The sequence below is a fragment of the Pseudomonas sp. GL-RE-29 genome (genome assembly GCF_019947275.1).
In the GTDB taxonomy this organism is placed as follows: domain Bacteria; phylum Pseudomonadota; class Gammaproteobacteria; order Pseudomonadales; family Pseudomonadaceae; genus Aquipseudomonas; species Aquipseudomonas fluorescens_A.
Genome location: NZ_JAGYGD010000022.1, coordinates 49252 through 67553, shown reverse-complemented (window position 1 = coordinate 67553; position 18302 = coordinate 49252). Strand labels below are relative to the sequence as shown.

Genomic DNA, 18302 nt, shown 5'->3' with positions numbered 1-18302 from the left:
CGGTTCAAACGATGGTGAACAGCGGTTGGTCGTACTCAACCGGCTGGCCGTCTTCGACGAGGATGGATTCGATCACACCGCTGGTTTCAGCTTCGATGTGGTTCATCATCTTCATGGCTTCAACGATGCACAGGGTGTCGCCTTTCTTCACGGTCTGGCCGACTTCAACGAAGGACGGCGAGGTTGGCGAAGATTTGCGATAGAACGTACCGACCATCGGCGAACGGGCAACGGTGCCGTTCAACACAGGTGCGGCCGGAGCAGCAGGGGCGGCAGCGGCAGCCGGAGCGGCGGCAGCGACAGGCGCGGCAGCCGGAGCAGGCATTGGAGCCGGTGCGTAGTACTGCTGAGCCGGGGTCTTGCTATGGCGGCTGATGCGTACGGACTCTTCGCCTTCCTTGATCTCGAGCTCGTCGATGCCGGACTCTTCCAGCAATTCGATCAGTTTCTTAACTTTACGGATATCCATGAATCATCAACTCCCAAGGGTCGGTCAGGGGCGGTTAACTTGTTGTTCAAGCTGTTCCAGGGCGGCCTCCAGGGCCAGTCGATAACCGCTGGCGCCAAGGCCGCAGATCACTCCCACCGCTACATCGGAGAAGTAAGAGTGATGGCGGAAAGGTTCGCGTTTGTGCACGTTAGACAAATGCACTTCGATGAATGGGATGCTCACCGCCAGCAGCGCGTCACGTAATGCGACACTTGTATGCGTAAAAGCTGCCGGGTTTATCAAAATGAAGTCCACGCCTTCGGTACGGGCGGCATGGATGCGGTCGATCAGTTCGTACTCGGCATTGCTTTGCAGGTGCAGCAGATGGTGGCCGGATTCGCGGGCGCGGCGTTCCAGGTCCTGGTTGATCTGCGCCAGCGTCGTGGCGCCATAGGTGCCCGGTTCACGGGTGCCGAGCAGGTTCAGGTTGGGTCCGTGCAGAACGAGTAGCGTCGCCATCGGCGGTTCCTTTGTTATCTGTGTGCAATTGTCAGAACCCGGCGACTATGCCGCAAAGCCTTTGTGACTGTCCAGTTCTCTGCAATAGCCAGCACGATTACCGATGTTTGCGCGAAATATGTGACCGCTTGATTAAATCCGGTCATTCGCTTTGGCGACACGTTCGGCGAAGTCTTTGGCATTGATCTCGCCAATCACCCGCACATCAGCGCGTTCGACGCCGTCCTTGCCAAAAAACATCAAGGCTGGCGGACCGAACAGCTTGTAGCGGTCGAGCAGGGCGCGTTGTTCGGCGTTGCTGGCGGTGATGTCGAAGCGGACCAGCCGATAGCCCTTGAGGCGTTCGACGACGATCGCATCGTCGAGCACTTCGCGTTCGATGACTTTGCAGCTGATGCACCAGTCGGCGTACCAGTCGAGCAGCAGCGGGGTGCCCGACGCCCGTGCTTCGGCGAGCACGCGGTCGAGGTCTGCCGGGGTGTCGATGGTTTGCCAGGCACTGATGTTTTGCGCTGGTACGTTGCTTTCCACGATGCGCGGCTGGCCGATCGGGTTGAACGGATCGGTCTGGCCACTGAATGCGCCGTACCAACAGGCCAGCGCATAAAACAGCAGGAACATCCCGAGCAGCTGGCCGAGACGTTTTCTCGGCGGTTTGTAGACGAATTCCAGCGCACCGAGGAACAAACCGACGCCGCCGGCCAGCAAGCCGATCAGCAACAAAGTGATCTGCCCTGGCATGACTCGACTGAGCAGCGCGATCGCCAGCCCCAGCAACAACACGCCAATCGCGTTTTTCACGTAGATCAGCCACGGGCCGCTTTTCGGCAACCAGGCAGCGCCGCCCGTGGCGACAAGCAACAATGGCGCCCCCATGCCGAGGCCGAGCATGAACAGTTTCAAGCCGCCGCCCAAGGCATCGCCGCTGGCGCTGATATACAGCAGCGCACCGGCCAGCGGTGCCGAGACGCAAGGCGAAACCAGCAGGCTCGACACCACACCCAGCACCGCCGCGCCCCACAGCGAACCGCCTTCGGTACGCCCGGCAATGCGGTCCAGTCGACTGCTGATCGCCTGCGGCAATTTGAGTTCGAAAACACCGAACATCGCCAAGGCAAACAGCGCAAAAAACATCGCGAACGGCACCAGCACCCAGGCCGATTGCAGCCGCGCCTGCAGATTGAGCTGAGCGCCGAACATCCCCATCAGTGCGCCGAGCAATGCAAAGCAGATAGCCATCGGCAGTACATAGGCCAAAGAAAGATTGAATCCGCGCCACCCACCGACCTGGCCGCGGAGCACCACACCGGAAAGGATCGGCAACATCGGCAGCACGCACGGGGTAAAGGTCAGACCAAGGCCCGCGAGGAAAAACAGCGCCAGTTCACGCCAGCCCCAATCATGGCTTGTCGTTGCGCCGTCGCCATCGATGCTCAGGCGCTCGGTTTCCGGTGGATAGCACAAGCCTTTGTCGGCGCAGCCCTGATAGGTCACGGCCAGGGTGAACGGACGTTGATCGGTGCGGGGCAGTTCTACGTCGAGAATGCCGTGATAGACCTCGACATCGCCGAAGTATTCATCGTGCTTTTTTTGTCCGTCAGGCAATTGCGCGGTGCCGAGGGCGACATCGGCCGGATCGGCGCGGAACTGAAAGCGATGGCGGTAGAGGTAGTAACCTTCGGTGGCGACAAAGCGCAGTTTGATCGATTGCGGCGTGCTTTCTACGAGTCTCAACTGAAAGGCTTCGCGCACCGGCAGGAAGTCGGCGCTGTTGTTGATCGAGCCCAGGGTCGAACTGGGGCGACTCTCCAGCAACCCGGCGGCGGTGGCCGGCAGGGCGAGAAATAAAAGCAGCAGGCAAAGCAAACGGCGCATGACGATCTCGCGTATCGATAATGCGGGCATGATAGCTGACAGTGCTTGACGCCGCCCCTGCAGGAGCAGCCGAAGGCTGCGATCTTTTGATCTTGATCTTTTAAAATCAAAGTCAAAAGATCGCAGCCTTCGGCAGCTCCTACAGGGGCGGCGTTTAGACGCGGAAGGCCTGGACGGCGGTGTGCAGGCGCCCGCCGAGGACCAAAAGGTTCTCCCCTTGCTCACGCCCTTCACCAATACGCAGCAAGTTATCCCCGCCCAGCTGGTGAATCCGCTCACTGTGATCGCGGATCTCACTGACAGCACCGCTCTGCTGGGCGGTGACATCGGCGATGCGCACCGCCGTGTCGGAAATGGTCTGGATCGCCCCGACGATTTTATCCAGCGCACCGTCAGCCGCTTGCGCCTGATTGGCGGTGGCTTCGGCATGTTCGACCTGCGCGCGCATGCCTTCGACCGATTGCCGTGCGGCGGTTTGCAGGCCGGCGATCAACGTCTGGATCTCGGCGGTGGCCCCGGCGGTGCGTTGCGCCAGTGAGCGCACTTCTTCGGCCACCACGGCAAAACCACGGCCCATTTCCCCGGCCCGGGCCGCTTCGATGGCGGCGTTCAAGGCCAGCAAGTTGGTCTGATCGGCAATCGAACGGATCACGGTCAACACGCCGCCGATGGTGGCGGACTCTTCGGCGAGGTGTTCGATCATCTGCGCATTGCCTTGGACTTCCCCCACCAGCGCATGCAGGCCGGTGAGGCTCAGGCCGATGACTTTTTGCCCATGCTCCACTGCCAGCCCGGCATGGCGGCTGGCGTCGGCGGCCTGGCTGGCGTCGCCGGCGACTTGCTGGATGGTTGCTTCCAGTTCACCGAGGGAATCGCGGATCAGCGCGGTGTCGCCGGCCTGATGCTCGGCACCGCTGTGCAGGTCGTTGCTCAAATCAGCGAGGGTTCGGCTGCTGCCGGCGACCTGTTCGGCATTGAGGCGAATGGTCCCCACCAAGTCCACCAGATAAGCCCGCAGGCGATTGAGCGAGGCCTGGATGTCGTGCAGTTCACGATTGGTCTTGCCCAATTCAATGTCCCGGCTGAAGTCGCCTTCGGCCCAGGTCGAGAGGGCCGGCGCCAGATTGGTCAGCGTCCGCGCCAGGCGACGTTGCAGTGTGTCGATGAGCAAGGCGATCAGCAAAATCAGGCCGATCATCACACCCTGCATCAGCCGCACTTCGCTCTGGATCTGGCCGTGCTGGGCTCGCACTACCGGTTCCAGGCCGGCGATAGCCTGCTGCACAGCGGCGATTTTCAGGTGAGTCGCGGCGCTGAGATCGGTGCGTTTCTGGATTTGCTCGCGAGTGCGCGCCAGTTCCGCCGGGTAACGGGTGAGCAGACTGTTCAGTTCTCGCTTGAGACCGACGCCGGCATCTTCGGCGACGGTTTTTTCGGTGTTCTCCAGGCCCATCATCGCGGCGAAATCATCGGTGCCCGATTCGCTGCTGGCGGCCACGCCGAGCAACGGCAGGGCGTCCAATTGTCCGGCCTGGGTGCGGATGTTGGCGACTTCGCGCTCGACATCGGCAGCCAGTTCGCTGCGACCGCTGCTGACCAGTTTGTCCCGGGCCAGCGACAGTTTGCCCAGATGCTGGGCGGCGGCGAGCAAAGGTGTCAGATACGCCGGGTTCCCGCTGGCGTATTGGCTGAGTTGATCAAGACTGGCGCCCAGTTCCCGTTCGGCTTGCAGCAACAAGGCTTGCGGGTCGCCCGCCAGTTTGCCGGCAGCCAGCAGGTCGGTGTTACTGAATTGGTCGAGGTTCGACAGGCTCGGGCGCAAGGTTTCGGCCAGTGCCGGCGGCAGTTCACCGAGTTCTTTTTGCAGGCTGTCGATGCCTTGGCTGGCGCTGCTCAGGCGCAGGGCGTCGCCGCTGGCGAGGTACTCCTCGATGTTGCGCGCCACTTCATTTTGAAACTGCTGGGACAGGCCCAGGTAACGCTCCATTAATAAATAGGGGCGTTCGAGGGCCTTTTGCGACCACCAAAGTGTCGCGCCAAGGGCCACGCACACGGCGACTAAAAGGAGGGTGTTGAGATTGGTCAGCAGCTTAAGGCGCATTGCGGTCTACCAACGGCAGAATGGTAAGCGCCTGAAGTTATTGCGTTTCTATTACAGCGTTATGACGGAATGGGTCGTTTGCGATGAAAAAGTGGCACTTTGCTTTGATGCTCGCTCGGCCTGTACCCGATTGCGCCCGGCATCTTTTGCCCGATACAGCGCTTCGTCTGCCTGACTGGCCATTAACAGGCTGTCGGAGTTTTCGCTCATTTCCACCACGCCGGCGCTGAAGGTGCACCACAAATCCTGCGGCTGGGCAGGGTAGTGAATCTCGGCAAAACGCTGACGGATTTCATCCAGCACGGCGTAGGCCGCTTCGAGATCCGTGTCGGGCATGACGATGGCGAACTCTTCGCCGCCGTATCGGCCAATGAAGTCGGTCTTGCGTAACCGTTGCTTGAGAAACAGTGCCAGGCTCTTGATCACCCGGTCGCCCATGGGGTGGCCGTGGCTGTCGTTGACCCGTTTGAAGTGGTCGATGTCGAGCATCGCAAAGCTCAGTGGCTTGCTCTCGCGGCGGGCGCGGAACGAGCAGTCTTCGAGCAATTGCAGAATGTGGGTGTGGTTGTACAAGCCGGTGAGGCTGTCACGGACCATGCGCGCTTTCAGGTTGCGCGCCCGCGCCGCGCGGTTGCGCACGGTGGTGATCAGGTGCCGGGGCTTGATCGGTTTGGTCAGGAAGTCGTCGCCGCCCTCGCTCATGGCGTCGAGCTGCTTGTCCAGGTCATCTTCGGCCGACAGGTAAATGATCGGCACGCTGACATATCGGTCGTTGTGCCGGATCACCTTGGCCAGTTCCGTACCGGTGCAGGCTGGCATGTACATGTCGAGGATGATCAGGTCCGGCTGGAAATCCGCCAGCTCGGCCATGGCCTGGATCGGCTCGATCAACGTGCGCGTGACGATGCCCGCACTATTAAGCAGGCGCTCAGTGTGCAAGGCCTGGGCGCGGGAGTCGTCGATGATCAGCACTTTATAAGGTTCGTACTGGGCGACGCAGGTCAGGACTTCGATTTTCTCCAGCAGGCTCGACGCTTCGAGGGTTCCGGTGAGGAACTCCTGGCCGCCGGCGCGCACGGCGGCGAGCCGGGTCGGGGTGTCGGTTTCGTGCAGGCTGAAAAACAGCAGCGGCAATTGATGATCAAGGCCTTCCTGGGCTTCGGCGGCCAGTTTCAGGCCGACGCCGGGACCGCTGAAGTCGACGTCCATGACGATGGCCGCGGGCAGGCGTTCGATCATCGAGGAGCGAAACGCGGGCACGCTGTCCAGAGACTGGGCGCTGAGCCCGAAGAATTCCAGTTGTTTGGCCAGGCGCTCGCCACGGTCGTGGTCCTGCAGCATCACGTAGATCGGCTTGCGCAGGGGCGGAAGGAGGGTCTGGTCGAGCTGATCGCCATGCCTCAGGCCTGTTCGTGACAGACGCTGCATCAGGCGATTGAGGTCAGTGATCAGGTCGCTGCTCAGGCGGCCACGATTGGCCTCGACAGCTTCCAGCGACTGCCCGATGTAGTGGGCCAGTTGCACGTGTTCCGGTTGTTCGAATCGTTCGGCGAAACGCAGCAGGCGCAGGTTGGCCTCGCTCAATTCCGCCAACTCAGTGGTCGACCACTCACTGCGTTGCAGGCGCTGCCATATCTCAAGTATCTGACGTGCCTGATGAATTACCCGCTGGGCAAAGTGGTGCTTGAGGCGCTCGCGGCTGGGATCTTCTGGCTCGGTCATATCCTGACTACTAGTTAGGGGGCGCGCTGAGGTCGAGTGGTGGCTCTATGCTAGCACCTCTTTCCGGTTACATGAGAGCTGTACGTCAATAATCTGCAAAGCGAGCGCATTCAGTTTGTGACTGATTGGTCTGGTTTGGCCTTTAAAGTCGGGGTGTGGGGGGGAAGATCCCCATTCACGGTGATTGCCGAAAGCGGTGTGGTGATTCGCCAGTTGCAGGTTAATTTCAGGTGCTCAGGGCTAAGGGATTCCCTGATGCCGCACCGCAACATCTGTAGGAGCCGGCTTGCTGGCGATGGGGGCTTTGCGTTTAACCCGTCCATTTGCACTATCGTTTACGACCATCGCAGCGAGCCGGCTCCTACAGATCCCATGGTTCTCGCCTAATGCGTGAAACCCCTTTTTTGCCCGCTGGCGTGGTAATTTTCCGTATCTACGGAACGGCGGGTGCCGGGCAAAGGCACGTTGTTGTATGGTTGTGGTCGAACCGTTGAACTCAAGTGATTGAAAGGATATCGCCATGCTGGACTGGAAGAACCGCGCCGGTAGCGCGCCTGAACGTGCCGCTGAACCGAAATCGGCTACCCGCAGTTATCTGGGCGGCCTGTTTTTCAGCCGGGCGCTGGCCACGCTGATTGGCTTCTACCTGCTGGTGACGATTGCTCTGGGTTGGTACTGGAGCGACGAACCGTCGCTGTTTCCGGTGCAACAGAATGCGCAAATGGCCGCCGAACGGGACGGCAAGCAAATGGTGATCGGCTACACGACGGTGGAAACCCTGAAGACCGTCGCCGGTACCCTGCTGAACAAACCGGGCGGCTACATTTCCAACGACCGCTTGCCGCCAGGCCTGTGGATGGACAACATGCCGAGCTGGGAATATGGCGTGCTGGTGCAGGTGCGTGATTTGAGCCGTGCGCTGCGCAAAGACTTCGCCCGCTCGCAATCCCAGTCCACCGAAGATGCCGACCTGGCCAAGGCCGAACCGCGCTTCAACTTCGATAACAAGAGCTGGGTGCTGCCGTCCAGCGAGTCCGAATTCCAGGAAGGCATCAACTCCCTGACCCGCTATCAGACCCGTCTGTCCGATCCGAACCAGAAGAGCGCGCTGTTCTATGCCCGCGCCGACAACCTGAACAACTGGCTGGGTGACGTCGGGACGCGTCTCGGTTCGCTGTCGCAACGACTGTCGGCCAGCGTTGGCCGGGTCAAGCTCAACACCGCACTGAAAACCGAAGTCGTGGCGCCGGGGCAGGTGCCGCAGGTTGACGAAGAAATCGTCGAAACCCCATGGATGCAGATCGACAACGTGTTTTACGAAGCGCGCGGCCAGGCCTGGGCCTTGTCCCACCTGCTGCGCGCCATCGAAGTGGACTTCGCCGATGTGCTGGCCAAGAAGAACGCTACGGTCAGCGTGCGCCAGATCATTCGTGAACTGGAAGCGTCGCAGGAAGCGGTATGGAGCCCGATGATCCTCAATGGCAGCGGTTTCGGCGTGCTGGCCAACCACTCGCTGGTCATGGCCAACTACATCTCCCGGGCCAACGCCGCCGTGATCGACCTGCGTCAACTGCTGAATCAGGGCTGAGTCATGGTCGATAGCGCCAAAGAGGCTGCCCACCGGGCGGCCTCGGATGCCGAACAGATCGCCTGGGTCGACGAGCAGGACAACCTGCTCGGCGCCCTGGTCCGTTCCGACCTGCGGGAGCGCGGGCTGATCGGGCGCGGTACCTACATTATGTTGTTCAACTCTGCTGGTGAGCTGTGCGTGCACCGGCGCACCCTGAGCAAGGCTATTTATCCGGGGTATTGGGACGTGGCGGCGGGCGGCATGGTGCTCGCCACCGAAACCTACGCCGAGTCGGCGGCCCGGGAGCTGGAAGAGGAGCTGGGCGTGAGCGGCGTGGAGTTGGCCGTACATGATCACTTTTTCTTTGAGGACACGGGCAATCGGCTTTGGTGTTCGGCGTTTTCGGCGGTGTGGGACGGTCCATTGATCCTCCAGCCGGAGGAGGTGCTGGAAGCGCGTTTTATACCGATCGATGAAGTGCTTCGGGAAATCGAGGAAAAGCCTTACTGCCCGGACTCTCTGGCAGCGTTGAAGCGCTATCTTCGGGCTCGGGGCGAAGACGTCGCAAAAGCGCTATAAATTGGCGCCGATTGGCTCTTAGCAATCGGCGTTTTTGCCGTTACACTGCGCGACCTTTTCAAGCTGAACCGGTATGGCTTCCTGTAGGAGCTGCCGCAGGCTGCGATCTTTTGATGTTGTTTTTGAAGATCAAAAGATCGCAGCCTCGTTGCAATCGTCAGCTCCTACAAAGAGCCGTACCGTTTCAGTAGCGCTGCCCCTGCCTGAGTGGGGCTTCGCGGTCGATAGCCTTCCCAAGTGCTGCGACCAGTCTTTGTCCTCCCAAGAGGATTGCCGGTGGCCAAAAAAGCCGCATCCTTCGCCGCCCTTGGTGGCCTGGTATTTTCCACCGACGCAGGTCGTCATTGCCCGGATTGCAGTAAACCGGTGGACGCTTGCATCTGCAAACAGACCGTAATCCCTGAAGGCGACGGCATCGCTCGCGTGCGTCGCGAAAGCAAGGGCCGTGGCGGCAAGACGGTGACCACCATCACCGGCGTGCCGTTGGCCGAAGACGCGCTCAAGGAGCTGGCGACCACGTTGAAGAAACGCTGTGGCACCGGTGGAGCGTTGAAAGACGGGATCATTGAAATCCAGGGCGATCATGTCGAGCTACTCTTGGCCGAGTTGATCAAGCACGGTTTCAAAGCAAAGAAGTCCGGCGGCTAGCAGCCTCTGTGAAAACCACCCGCGGCATGATCCAGCCTGTTTGCCTTCAGGTCTGGCGCCGCCACCATGGTTTTCACAGAGCCTGTTCATGACCGGTTTCTAAACTCACTGCGGTCGGCGAGGTCTATCCCCTCGTTGACGAACCGTCATTTTCATTCTTTAGACTGCGCCGGCCTGCTACCAGGCGACGCACTATGACTTCTTTATAGGGGACTTCGATGTCCGTACGACGCACACGCAAAGACGATGGCAGCCAATGGACAGTTGCGGACAGCCGCAGTGTTTACGGGATTCGCCATTGGGGGGCCGGATATTTCGCGATCAATGACGCCGGTCGCGTCGAAGTTCGTCCGAACGGTCCGAGCAGCTCGCCTATCGATCTGTTCGAGCAAGTCGACCAGCTGCGCAAGAGCGGCCTGTCGTTGCCGTTGCTGGTGCGTTTCCCGGATATTCTGCAAGACCGCGTGCGTCAACTGACCGGCGCGTTCGATTCGAACATCGAACGTCTGGAATACCAGAGCAAGTACACCGCGCTGTACCCGATCAAAGTGAACCAGCAAGAAGCGGTGATCGAGAACATCATCGCCACCCAGAACGTCTCCATCGGTCTGGAAGCCGGCTCCAAGCCTGAGCTGCTGGCCGTGCTGGCACTGGCGCCAAAGGGCGGCACCATCGTCTGCAACGGCTACAAGGACCGCGAATTCATTCGCCTGGCGTTGATGGGCCAGAAGCTCGGCCACAACGTGTTCATCGTGATCGAGAAAGAATCCGAAGTCGGCCTGGTGATCGAGGAAGCCGCTTCGCTCAAGGTCAAGCCACAAGTCGGCTTGCGCGTGCGTCTGTCGTCCCTGGCGTCGAGCAAATGGGCGGACACCGGTGGCGAGAAATCCAAGTTCGGTCTGTCGGCGGCGCAGTTGCTGTCGGTGGTCGAGCGTTTCCGCGCGGCCGGCCTCGACCAAGGCATTCGTCTGCTGCACTTCCATATGGGCTCGCAGATCGCCAACCTCGCTGACTACCAGCACGGCTTCAAGGAAGCGATCCGTTACTACGGCGAACTGCGCAACCTCGGCTTGCCAGTGGATCACATCGACGTCGGTGGCGGCCTGGGCGTGGACTACGACGGTACGCACTCGCGTAACGCCAGTTCGATCAACTACGACATGGACGATTACGCCGGTGTCGTGGTCGGGATGCTCAAGGAGTTCTGCGACGCGCAGAGCCTGCCGCACCCGAACATCTTCTCCGAAAGCGGACGCTCCCTGACCGCGCACCACGCGATGCTGGTGATTCAGGTGACCGACGTCGAGAAACACAACGACGACGTGCCACAGATCGAGAACAAGGAAGCGCTGCCGGAAACCGTGCAGTGGCTGGTGGACCTGCTGGGTCCGACCGACATCGAGATGGTCACCGAAACCTACTGGCGCGCCACGCACTACATGAGCGATGTCGCCTCCCAGTACGCCGACGGCAAGCTGACCCTGGCCGAGAAAGCCTTGGCCGAGCAATGCTACTTCGCCGTGTGCCGTCGTTTGCACAACTCGTTGAAGGCTCGTCAGCGTTCCCACCGTCAGGTGCTGGACGAACTCAATGACAAGCTGGCCGACAAGTACATCTGCAACTTCTCGGTGTTCCAGAGCCTGCCCGACACCTGGGCCATCGACCAAGTACTGCCGATCATCCCGCTGCATCGCCTCGATGAAGAGCCGCTGCGTCGCGCGGTCCTGCAGGACCTGACCTGTGACTCCGACGGCAAGATCAACCAGTACGTCGACGAGCAGAGCATCGAGACCAGTTTGCCGGTGCACGCGCTGAACGAAGGCGAGGATTACCTGTTGGGCGTGTTCCTGGTCGGCGCCTATCAGGAAATTCTCGGTGACATGCACAACCTGTTCGGTGACACCGATTCGGTGAACATCTACCAGAACGCCGACGGCAGTGTGTACCACGCCGGTATCGAAACCCACGACACCATCGAAGACATGCTGCGTTACGTGCATCTGTCGCCGGAAGAGCTGATGACTCACTACCGCGACAAGTGCGCCAACGCGCGCATCAGCGCCAGCGAGCGCACCCAGTTTCTCGACGCTCTGCGTCTGGGCCTGACCCGTTCGTCTTACCTCTCCTCTTGAGGTAAGTCCCGCTCTCACCAGGTTGTCTGAAAATGTACTGCAAGTTGCAGAAATTTCAGATGACCTGGTGCGACGACTCTCTTTTTCCAAGCGTAACGACCTACGTCCTCGGCTATCCAAGGTAATTCGTCTTCTTTTCGCGTAGGTCATTTCCTAAGTTGTACTTCGCCTCTCTACTCGGCCATGGCTCTCGGCGAGAATCCCCGGCCGCCCCTCCTGTAGAGAATCGCCGATGTTCGATCCAGTCAACGAACCTTCATTTCGTCTGGACGTAGCAGGTCTGTCCGACGCCTTCGAGGTCCTGGCCTTTACCGGTAGAGAAGCCATCAGCGAGCCTTTCGTGTTCGACGTGGATCTGCTGATCGAGGACCCGACGCTCGATCTCGCCAGCCTGTTGTACCGTTCGGCTTCCTTGCACTTCGGGCCGGCAGGAAACAGTGTCCACGGTCAGTTGCATGAGTTGGTACAGCGTGACCATGGCTCGCCAATCAGGCTCTGCAAGGTTCGTATCGGGCCGAGGCTGTCTTGCCTTTCCCAGCGCTTCAGCCAGCGGATTTTCAGTTCGCGCTCGGTGCCACAGATTCTTGATCAGGTGCTCAAGGAGCATGGCATCACCGGCCAGGATCGACGCTTTGATCTGGATGACGATTACGCGCCCCGGGATTTCTGCACGCAGTATCGGGAATCGGACCTGCAATTCGTGCAACGCCTGTGTGCCCAGGAACGGCTGCACTACCACTTCGAACACCGGGCGCAGGGGCACTGCGTAGTGTTTGGTGATGGTCAGGGAGCGTTTCGTATGGGTGAAGCGGCGGTTTTCCAGGCTGAGGGTGAGCAACCGGCAGTGCGTCGTTTCGAGGTTCAGCGATGTGTGGATAAAACGACGCAGAGTGCTGAAAGTCGCACCGACCTGGCCACATTGCGCAGTGGTCAGCTATTGCCGCTGTCCGGCCACCCGGTTTCCGGATCGAATCAGCCATGGCTGCTGACCCATATTGAACATCAGGGCAGTCAGGATCCTGACTCGCCCTACTGCAATCGAGTACGTGCAATTCGTTGGGACGTGCCCTTTGAATCGCCTCATCGTGCGGTGAAACCCAATATGAACAGTCTGCAACGGGCATGGGTGGTCGACGTCGATGAGCCCCGGCCTGATCCGCGTAGACCAGTGGCGGTGCAGTTTGACTGGCTCTATCAGGGCGAAGGCGCCACCCCCAGCCACTGTTGGTTGCCGTTGGCGCCAGAACTGCAAGCGGCAAGGGGCGCGCAGCTGAGTGAAGGTACTGAGGTGGTGGTCAGTTTCATCGAAGGTGATCCGGATCAGCCGTTGATCACCGGGTTATTGCACAGCCTCAATCCCGACGAAGCGATCGAGGCGGCGGATGTGTCGTCCCAATCCGCAGTTGACGATTGCCCTCCTGAAGGCGTGGAGGGTTGGTTGCGCTCGGGCGAGCCTCTGTTGTTGCTGTGTCTGCTGCCTGGCGGTGGCAGTTACAATCATTGCGCGCAAACCCTGTGCACTTGCCGTGCGGCGACGCGGCTTGGTCAGAGTGGTGCGGCATGATCGCCATGCTGACGCCCGATGCGATGCCGCAATGGTTGTTGCTGGATGTGCCGGGCGCGCCGCAGGCAGCTGCAAGCCTGCAACACAGGTTTGCCCATGCCCGCCGATTTTGCTTGTTCGAAGACACGGAATGGAATGCGTTGTACGAGCAAGGTCCCGCGCTGGTCGATTTGCGGGCGTGTCCGGTGCTGGCTGCTGAGTGCCTGCGTGATACACGGCATTGGCGGGGCCTGTTGCTGGTCAGTGAGGCGTCGGAGTCGACCTTGCTGGGGCACTTGCGCCGCATGCTCACCGTTTCGGTCGGCCTGCACCACCGGGCCTTGCTGAGTTATTACAACCCGTTCACGGCCAGTTACTTTTTCGATGGTTGCGACGCCGGGGAGTTGAGTCGCTGGCTCGGGCCGATCAGTCAGTTGCGCTGGTTTGGCGGGACCTGGGCTGATCGCGCCATCGGCAGTCAGGGCTGGCAGCAGTTGCACAATCCCGGGCTTGCCGTCAGACCTTTGTCCGAGGAAGAAAATCTCAGCCCTTTGCAGCGGGAAAAACTGCAAACGTGCCTGCTGGAACAGCATGCCTGGCACTGGAGCCAATCCACCGGCACGGACTTCACCCGCCTGTGGTCGCATTTGCAGGAAGGCTTGGCGCTCGGTTTCAGCGAACGCGCGGTGCTCGATGGCTGGCTATGGTTGCGCCTGCAGTACCCCAATGCCACGCCAACGCAGCCGTTGGCGGGACGAACCCAGCAGGAGCGCCTTGATAGCCTGCGCAACCGCTGGCAGAACGGCCAGCCCTGAAGGCTCCCGTTCAATGGGCGCGGGTGAACCAGCCGTCGTTCTGACGCAATCGCCAGGCAATGGCGCCGAGGGTCAGGCTGCGCAGCAACATGAACAGCAGAAAAGTTATCCACAAGCCATGGTTGCCGAAACCTTGCAACGCCCAGCCGAATGGCACCAGCAATATCACCGTCAGCAACATGCCGTTGCGCATTTCCCGGGCGCGCGTGGCACCGATGAACAGCCCGTCGAGCAGGTAGCTCCAGACCGCGATCAGCGGCAGTGCGGCGAGGTAGGGCAGGTAGATGAATGCGGTGTCGCGCACGCTCACAATGTCGGTCTGCATCGCGATAAACAGGTGGCCTGCGAACAGGAACAAAACGGCAAAACCGAGGCTCGCCAGCAGCGACCATCCACAGGCCACCACCAACGAACGGCGCAAGGCATCGCGGTCGCGGGCACCGATCGCATGCCCGCACAGGGCTTCCACGGCGTGGGCCAGACCGTCGAGCGCATGGGCGGTCAGCAGCAGGCCGTTGAGCAGCAAGGCGTTGGCAGCGACCGTCGCATCACCCAGCCGCGCGCCTTGCACAGTGATCAGGAAAAACACCGATTGCAGCGCCAGACTGCGGATGAAGATGTCACGGTTGACCGCCAGCAGTGGTCGCCAGCTCTGCCACAGTGCCAGGGCCGCCCAGGCGATGTGGCCAGGATAGGCGCGCAGGGCGCGGCGGGTCATCAGCAGGCCGATCAGCGCGCCGGTCCACTCGGCGATCACCGAAGCCCGGGCGGCGCCGACCACACCCCACTCCAAACCGAGGACAAACCACAGATTGAGGGCAATGTTGACCAGATTGGTGCTCAGCAGAATCACCAGCGGCGCGCGGGCGTTCTGCGTGCCGAGAAACCAGCCGACCAGCGCATAACTGGCCAGCGCCGCCGGTAATCCGAACAGCCGCGTGTGGAAGAACTCGCGGGTCATCTGGTCCAGTTCCGCCGAGGGCTGCATCAAGTGCAGCGCGACTCCGCTTAACGGTACGCCCAGTGCGCCCAGCACAACGGCCAGGCCCATGGCCAATAGCAAGCCTTGCAGCAGGATCTGCCGTAACGCCGCACCATCCCCGCGCCCGGCGGCCTGGGCGGCGAAACCGGTGGAACCCATGCGCAGAAAGCCCATGGCCCAGGCGAGAAAGGTATACAGACTGGCCCCGACCGCGACGGCGCCGAGTTGATGGGCATGGGGCAAGTGACCGATGACGGTGCTGTCCACCAGCGCCACCAGCGGTACGGAAATGTTCGACAAAATCATCGGCGCAGCCAGTGCCCAGACCCGACGATGGGTAGGGCGGTCGCGCCAATCGGCAATCAGGTTGGACATGCAGGCTCCTTGGGGGAGCGGGCATTGTAGCGAGACATGTGGAATCTGCCGCGATTCATTGCAGGAGCGAGCCTGCTCGCGATGACGGCGTGTCAGGCGACAGTGATTTCGACTGTTCGGACGCTATCGCGAGCAGGCTCACTCCTACAGGAGGTGGGGGTGTCAGTGCATGATCCAGCTAAGCAACCACAACCCCAGCATCAACCAGATGATCCCCATGATGATCGACGCATTCATGAACGCGCGGATCGCCGACCACAGCAGCACCAGCCCCAGGATCAAGATAGCGATGCTGATGATCGAGGTGTCCATGCCCAATGCGCGAGACAAGCCTTCGACGAAGTTGCTGCTGGCGCGGCTTACCAACTGGAACAGGCCACTGAGGGCGTCAACGATGAAACGGATGACGGAGCCAAGGGCTTGACCGAGCCATTCGAAAAAACCTTCTACCTGCATGGAATGATCGTCCTGATAAGTTCGAGCGTTGGGCCATTGATCGCGGTGGCGAGTTCCCTGCAGGAGCTGCCGAAGGCTGCGATCTTTTGATTATGGCGTAAAGATCTTCGGTGCACTTGGGCACTTGCCTTCACTCGCCATCCCCCCGAAGCTATACGCCTTCAGGAGAGCCCGATGAACCTTGTTGAACTGACCGAACGCCTGCACGCCATCCGCGACCGTAATGACTGGCGGCAATTTCACAGCCCGAAAAACCTGGCCATGGCCGCCAGCGTTGAAATGTCCGAGCTGGTGGAGATTTTCCAGTGGTTGAGCGAGGACCAGTCACGTCAATTGCCGGCGGACAAACTCGCCCACGCCGGGCAGGAAGTCGGCGATATCGTGCTTTATCTATTGCTGTTGTGCAGCGAACTGGGTCTGGACATGAATGAAGTGGTACGCAGCAAACTGGCCGACAGCGAACGGAGGTTCAGCTGATGAGCGACCGTCATTTCGATCAACTGGCGACCCGCTTCGCGGAAAAAATCTACGGCGGTGCCAAAGGCGCAATCCGCCTGGCGGTGTTGCAGGCCGACCTGGCCGAAACCTTGCCGGACCGGCCGTTGCGCGTCCTCGACATCGGCGCGGGGCTGGGTCACATGTCGCTGTGGCTGGCCCAGCGCGGGCATCAAGTTACTTTGGCCGAACCCGCTGAACCGATGCTCGAAGGCGCCCGCCAGCGTTTCGCCGAGGCCGGGCAGAGCGCGACGTTCATCCAGGCGCCATGGCAGGAACTGCTCGGCCAGCTGACTGAACCCTACGATCTGGTGCTGTGCCACGCCGTGCTGGAATGGCTGGCCGAACCTCACGCGATCCTGCCGGTATTGCATCAGCTGACCAAGGCGGACGGCTGGTTGTCCCTGGCCTTTTACAACCGCGATGCGCTGATCTACCGCAACTTGCTCAAAGGCCATTTCCGCAAGATGCGCAAGAACGACATGGCCGGTGAAAAGCAGAGCCTGACCCCGCAACAACCCCTTGATCCACGGGAATTGGCGGCGCAACTTGAGGGTATGTGGAAGGTCGAAACACAGAGCGGCGTGCGGGTTTTTCACGATTACATGCCGGTGGAATTCCAGGCCCGCGCCGAGCTGGTGGACTTGCTCGAAATGGAGCTGGCGCACCGTCGCCATCCGAGCTTTGCCGGGCTTGGGCGTTACTTGCACTGGATCTGCCGGCCAGTCTGATTGGAGCGCGAAATGAACATTCGTTCGGGGTTGTTGGCGATGTGCCTGGGTTTGACTGCGTGTCAGGGCAGTAACCCGTATGTGGCGTCTTCCAATCCCATCCCGCCGGCGCCACCGCAAGCGGCCAACACCTTCGACCGCAGCGCTTATCCGGCGCCACCGCGTGATTATGGCCGCTACCGCAGCTGGGCCTGGCTCGACGGACACCTGCCGCCAGGCACGGCATGGGCGGACTCGGCGCAAGTCGCCGAAGCGGTCAGCAACGCCCTTGATCAACGCGGGTTGCGCCCGTTGCATGACAATCGCCCGGCAGACCTGTTCGTCAGCGCCGACCTGCGCGTGGAAACGCGCTTGCGTCAGTACCGCGATGACTATGGCTACGGCGGTGCCTACTACGGCGGTTATGGCGGCTACAACCACTACAATAATGGGTATGGCGTGTACGGCAGCGTGCCGATCGTCCGCACGTATCAGGAACAAGTCGTGGTGGTGCAGGTGGACATGTTCGATGCACAAAGCGGTCAGCCAGTGTGGAGTTCCAGCGCCGAAACCAGCCAGAGCGGCAGTCAGAGTCAGCAGGCTGATGCGATTCGCAAGGCTGTAGAAAAGGCCATGTCGGCGTATCCTCCCAGTTAGCTTCTATGGATAAGAAGCATTTCGCAGGTTCATGTCTTCAACCGGAGAATCACCATGTTCCGCCGTTTCGCTTTACTGGCAGTGGCCGCGTTGCTCAGTGCCTGCGCCGCCAACCAGGTCAATCATGACTTCGATGCCAGCCGCGACTTCGCCGCCTATCGCAGCTGGAGCTGGAAAGAACCCGCCCTGCAATATCGCCCCGATGACCCACGGATCAAAAGCGATTTGACCGAACAACGCATTCGTCAATCGGTTGAAGATCAACTGGATCAGCGCGGCCTGCGTCAGGCGGCACCGGGTGCCAAGGCTGATTTGAATGTGCAGACCTATCTGGTTGTCGAAGAGCGCCAGCAGCAAGTGACGACCAACTACGGCGGCGGTTGGGGCAACCCGTGGAACGGCTACTGGGGCGCGCCGATGTACAACGAAACCCGCCTGGTCAACTACAAGGTGGCGACCATCCAGATCGACTTGCTCGACGGCAAGGACGGTAAATTGGTGTGGCGCGGCAGTGATGAACAAATCCTCAGCCGCACGCCGAACCCTTCGGATCGCAGTAGCGCGATACACGATACGGTGACCCGGATATTGGCCAACTACCCACCCAAACACGGATAAATTCCTGTTGACGCAAGCCTGCACCCACAGAGATTTTTGTCCGTCGGTGGCAAGTTGCCAGCAGTCTGTTCAACC

17 protein-coding genes are annotated in these 18302 nt (G+C 60.5%); 10 read left to right on the top strand and 7 right to left on the bottom strand.

All coding sequences use genetic code 11. From position 1 onward, the window contains the following. Positions 1–4: 4 nt before the first annotated feature. The 5 genes from accB to KGB21_RS18775 form a co-directional block, all read right to left on the bottom strand. The gene (gene accB / locus KGB21_RS18795; protein WP_034149717.1) at positions 5–469 is read right to left on the bottom strand and encodes an acetyl-CoA carboxylase biotin carboxyl carrier protein; all 465 of its coding nucleotides are present in this window, start codon (positions 467–469) and stop codon (positions 5–7) included. A 24-nt stretch (positions 470–493) separates the two neighbouring features. After that, positions 494–949, bottom strand: a complete 456-nt coding sequence (aroQ, locus tag KGB21_RS18790) for a type II 3-dehydroquinate dehydratase (RefSeq protein ID WP_034149718.1) — start codon at positions 947–949, stop codon at positions 494–496. A 132-nt stretch (positions 950–1081) separates the two neighbouring features. After that, entirely contained in the window at positions 1082–2824 is a 1743-nt protein-coding gene (locus tag KGB21_RS18785) for a protein-disulfide reductase DsbD (protein ID WP_034149719.1), read from the bottom strand. A gap of 154 nt (positions 2825–2978) precedes the next feature. Beyond that, positions 2979–4022 carry a methyl-accepting chemotaxis protein gene (locus KGB21_RS29655; RefSeq protein ID WP_411741403.1) on the bottom strand — a complete coding sequence of 348 codons (1044 nt, stop codon included), beginning with the start codon at positions 4020–4022 and terminating at the stop codon, positions 2979–2981. A 954-nt stretch (positions 4023–4976) separates the two neighbouring features. Continuing rightward, a complete protein-coding gene (locus KGB21_RS18775; protein WP_223506271.1) occupies positions 4977–6647 on the bottom strand; it encodes a PleD family two-component system response regulator in 1671 nt (556 codons plus the stop codon). A 520-nt stretch (positions 6648–7167) separates the two neighbouring features. Here KGB21_RS18775 and KGB21_RS18770 point away from each other — a divergent pair. The 6 genes from KGB21_RS18770 to KGB21_RS18745 all read left to right on the top strand — a co-directional run bounded on the left by KGB21_RS18770 (position 7168) and on the right by KGB21_RS18745 (position 13934). After that, complete coding sequence (locus KGB21_RS18770; protein WP_034149722.1) at positions 7168–8235, top strand: DUF2333 family protein; 1068 nt, start codon at positions 7168–7170, stop codon at positions 8233–8235. A 3-nt stretch (positions 8236–8238) separates the two neighbouring features. Beyond that, positions 8239–8796, top strand: a complete 558-nt coding sequence (locus KGB21_RS18765; protein WP_223506269.1) for an NUDIX hydrolase — start codon at positions 8239–8241, stop codon at positions 8794–8796. Between the two features lie 276 nt (positions 8797–9072). Further along, positions 9073–9444 carry a translation initiation factor Sui1 gene (locus KGB21_RS18760; RefSeq protein ID WP_034149724.1) on the top strand — a complete coding sequence of 124 codons (372 nt, stop codon included), beginning with the start codon at positions 9073–9075 and terminating at the stop codon, positions 9442–9444. Positions 9445–9662: 218 nt separating this feature from the next. Then, a complete protein-coding gene (speA, locus tag KGB21_RS18755) occupies positions 9663–11576 on the top strand; it encodes an arginine decarboxylase (RefSeq protein ID WP_034149725.1) in 1914 nt (637 codons plus the stop codon). 232 nt (positions 11577–11808) lie between these two features. After that, complete coding sequence (locus tag KGB21_RS18750) at positions 11809–13140, top strand: type VI secretion system Vgr family protein (RefSeq protein ID WP_223506267.1); 1332 nt, start codon at positions 11809–11811, stop codon at positions 13138–13140. Next, on the top strand, positions 13137–13934 hold the full coding sequence (locus KGB21_RS18745) for a DUF4123 domain-containing protein (protein WP_223506265.1): 798 nt from the start codon (positions 13137–13139) through the stop codon (positions 13932–13934). The genes KGB21_RS18750 and KGB21_RS18745 overlap by 4 nt, the downstream gene beginning before the upstream one ends. A gap of 10 nt (positions 13935–13944) precedes the next feature. On the opposite strand, the gene KGB21_RS18740 is transcribed toward KGB21_RS18745, so the two are convergent. After that, entirely contained in the window at positions 13945–15291 is a 1347-nt protein-coding gene (locus tag KGB21_RS18740; protein WP_223506263.1) for an MATE family efflux transporter, read from the bottom strand. A gap of 162 nt (positions 15292–15453) precedes the next feature. Next, a complete protein-coding gene (locus tag KGB21_RS18735; RefSeq protein WP_034149729.1) occupies positions 15454–15747 on the bottom strand; it encodes a hypothetical protein in 294 nt (97 codons plus the stop codon). A gap of 174 nt (positions 15748–15921) precedes the next feature. Between KGB21_RS18735 and KGB21_RS18730 the strand changes: the two genes are divergently transcribed. From KGB21_RS18730 to KGB21_RS18715, 4 genes are read left to right on the top strand one after another with little or no spacing between them, the layout of a single operon-like run. Further along, positions 15922–16224: a MazG-like family protein gene (locus KGB21_RS18730; RefSeq protein ID WP_017336358.1), complete on the top strand. Its 303-nt coding sequence runs from the start codon at positions 15922–15924 to the stop codon at positions 16222–16224. Continuing rightward, positions 16224–16973: a methyltransferase domain-containing protein gene (locus KGB21_RS18725; protein WP_034149730.1), complete on the top strand. Its 750-nt coding sequence runs from the start codon at positions 16224–16226 to the stop codon at positions 16971–16973. The genes KGB21_RS18730 and KGB21_RS18725 overlap by 1 nt, the downstream gene beginning before the upstream one ends. A gap of 12 nt (positions 16974–16985) precedes the next feature. Further along, positions 16986–17609 carry a DUF4136 domain-containing protein gene (locus tag KGB21_RS18720; protein WP_223506261.1) on the top strand — a complete coding sequence of 208 codons (624 nt, stop codon included), beginning with the start codon at positions 16986–16988 and terminating at the stop codon, positions 17607–17609. Between the two features lie 54 nt (positions 17610–17663). Then, the gene (locus KGB21_RS18715) at positions 17664–18227 is read left to right on the top strand and encodes a DUF4136 domain-containing protein (protein ID WP_223506259.1); all 564 of its coding nucleotides are present in this window, start codon (positions 17664–17666) and stop codon (positions 18225–18227) included. Positions 18228–18302 lie beyond the last annotated feature (75 nt).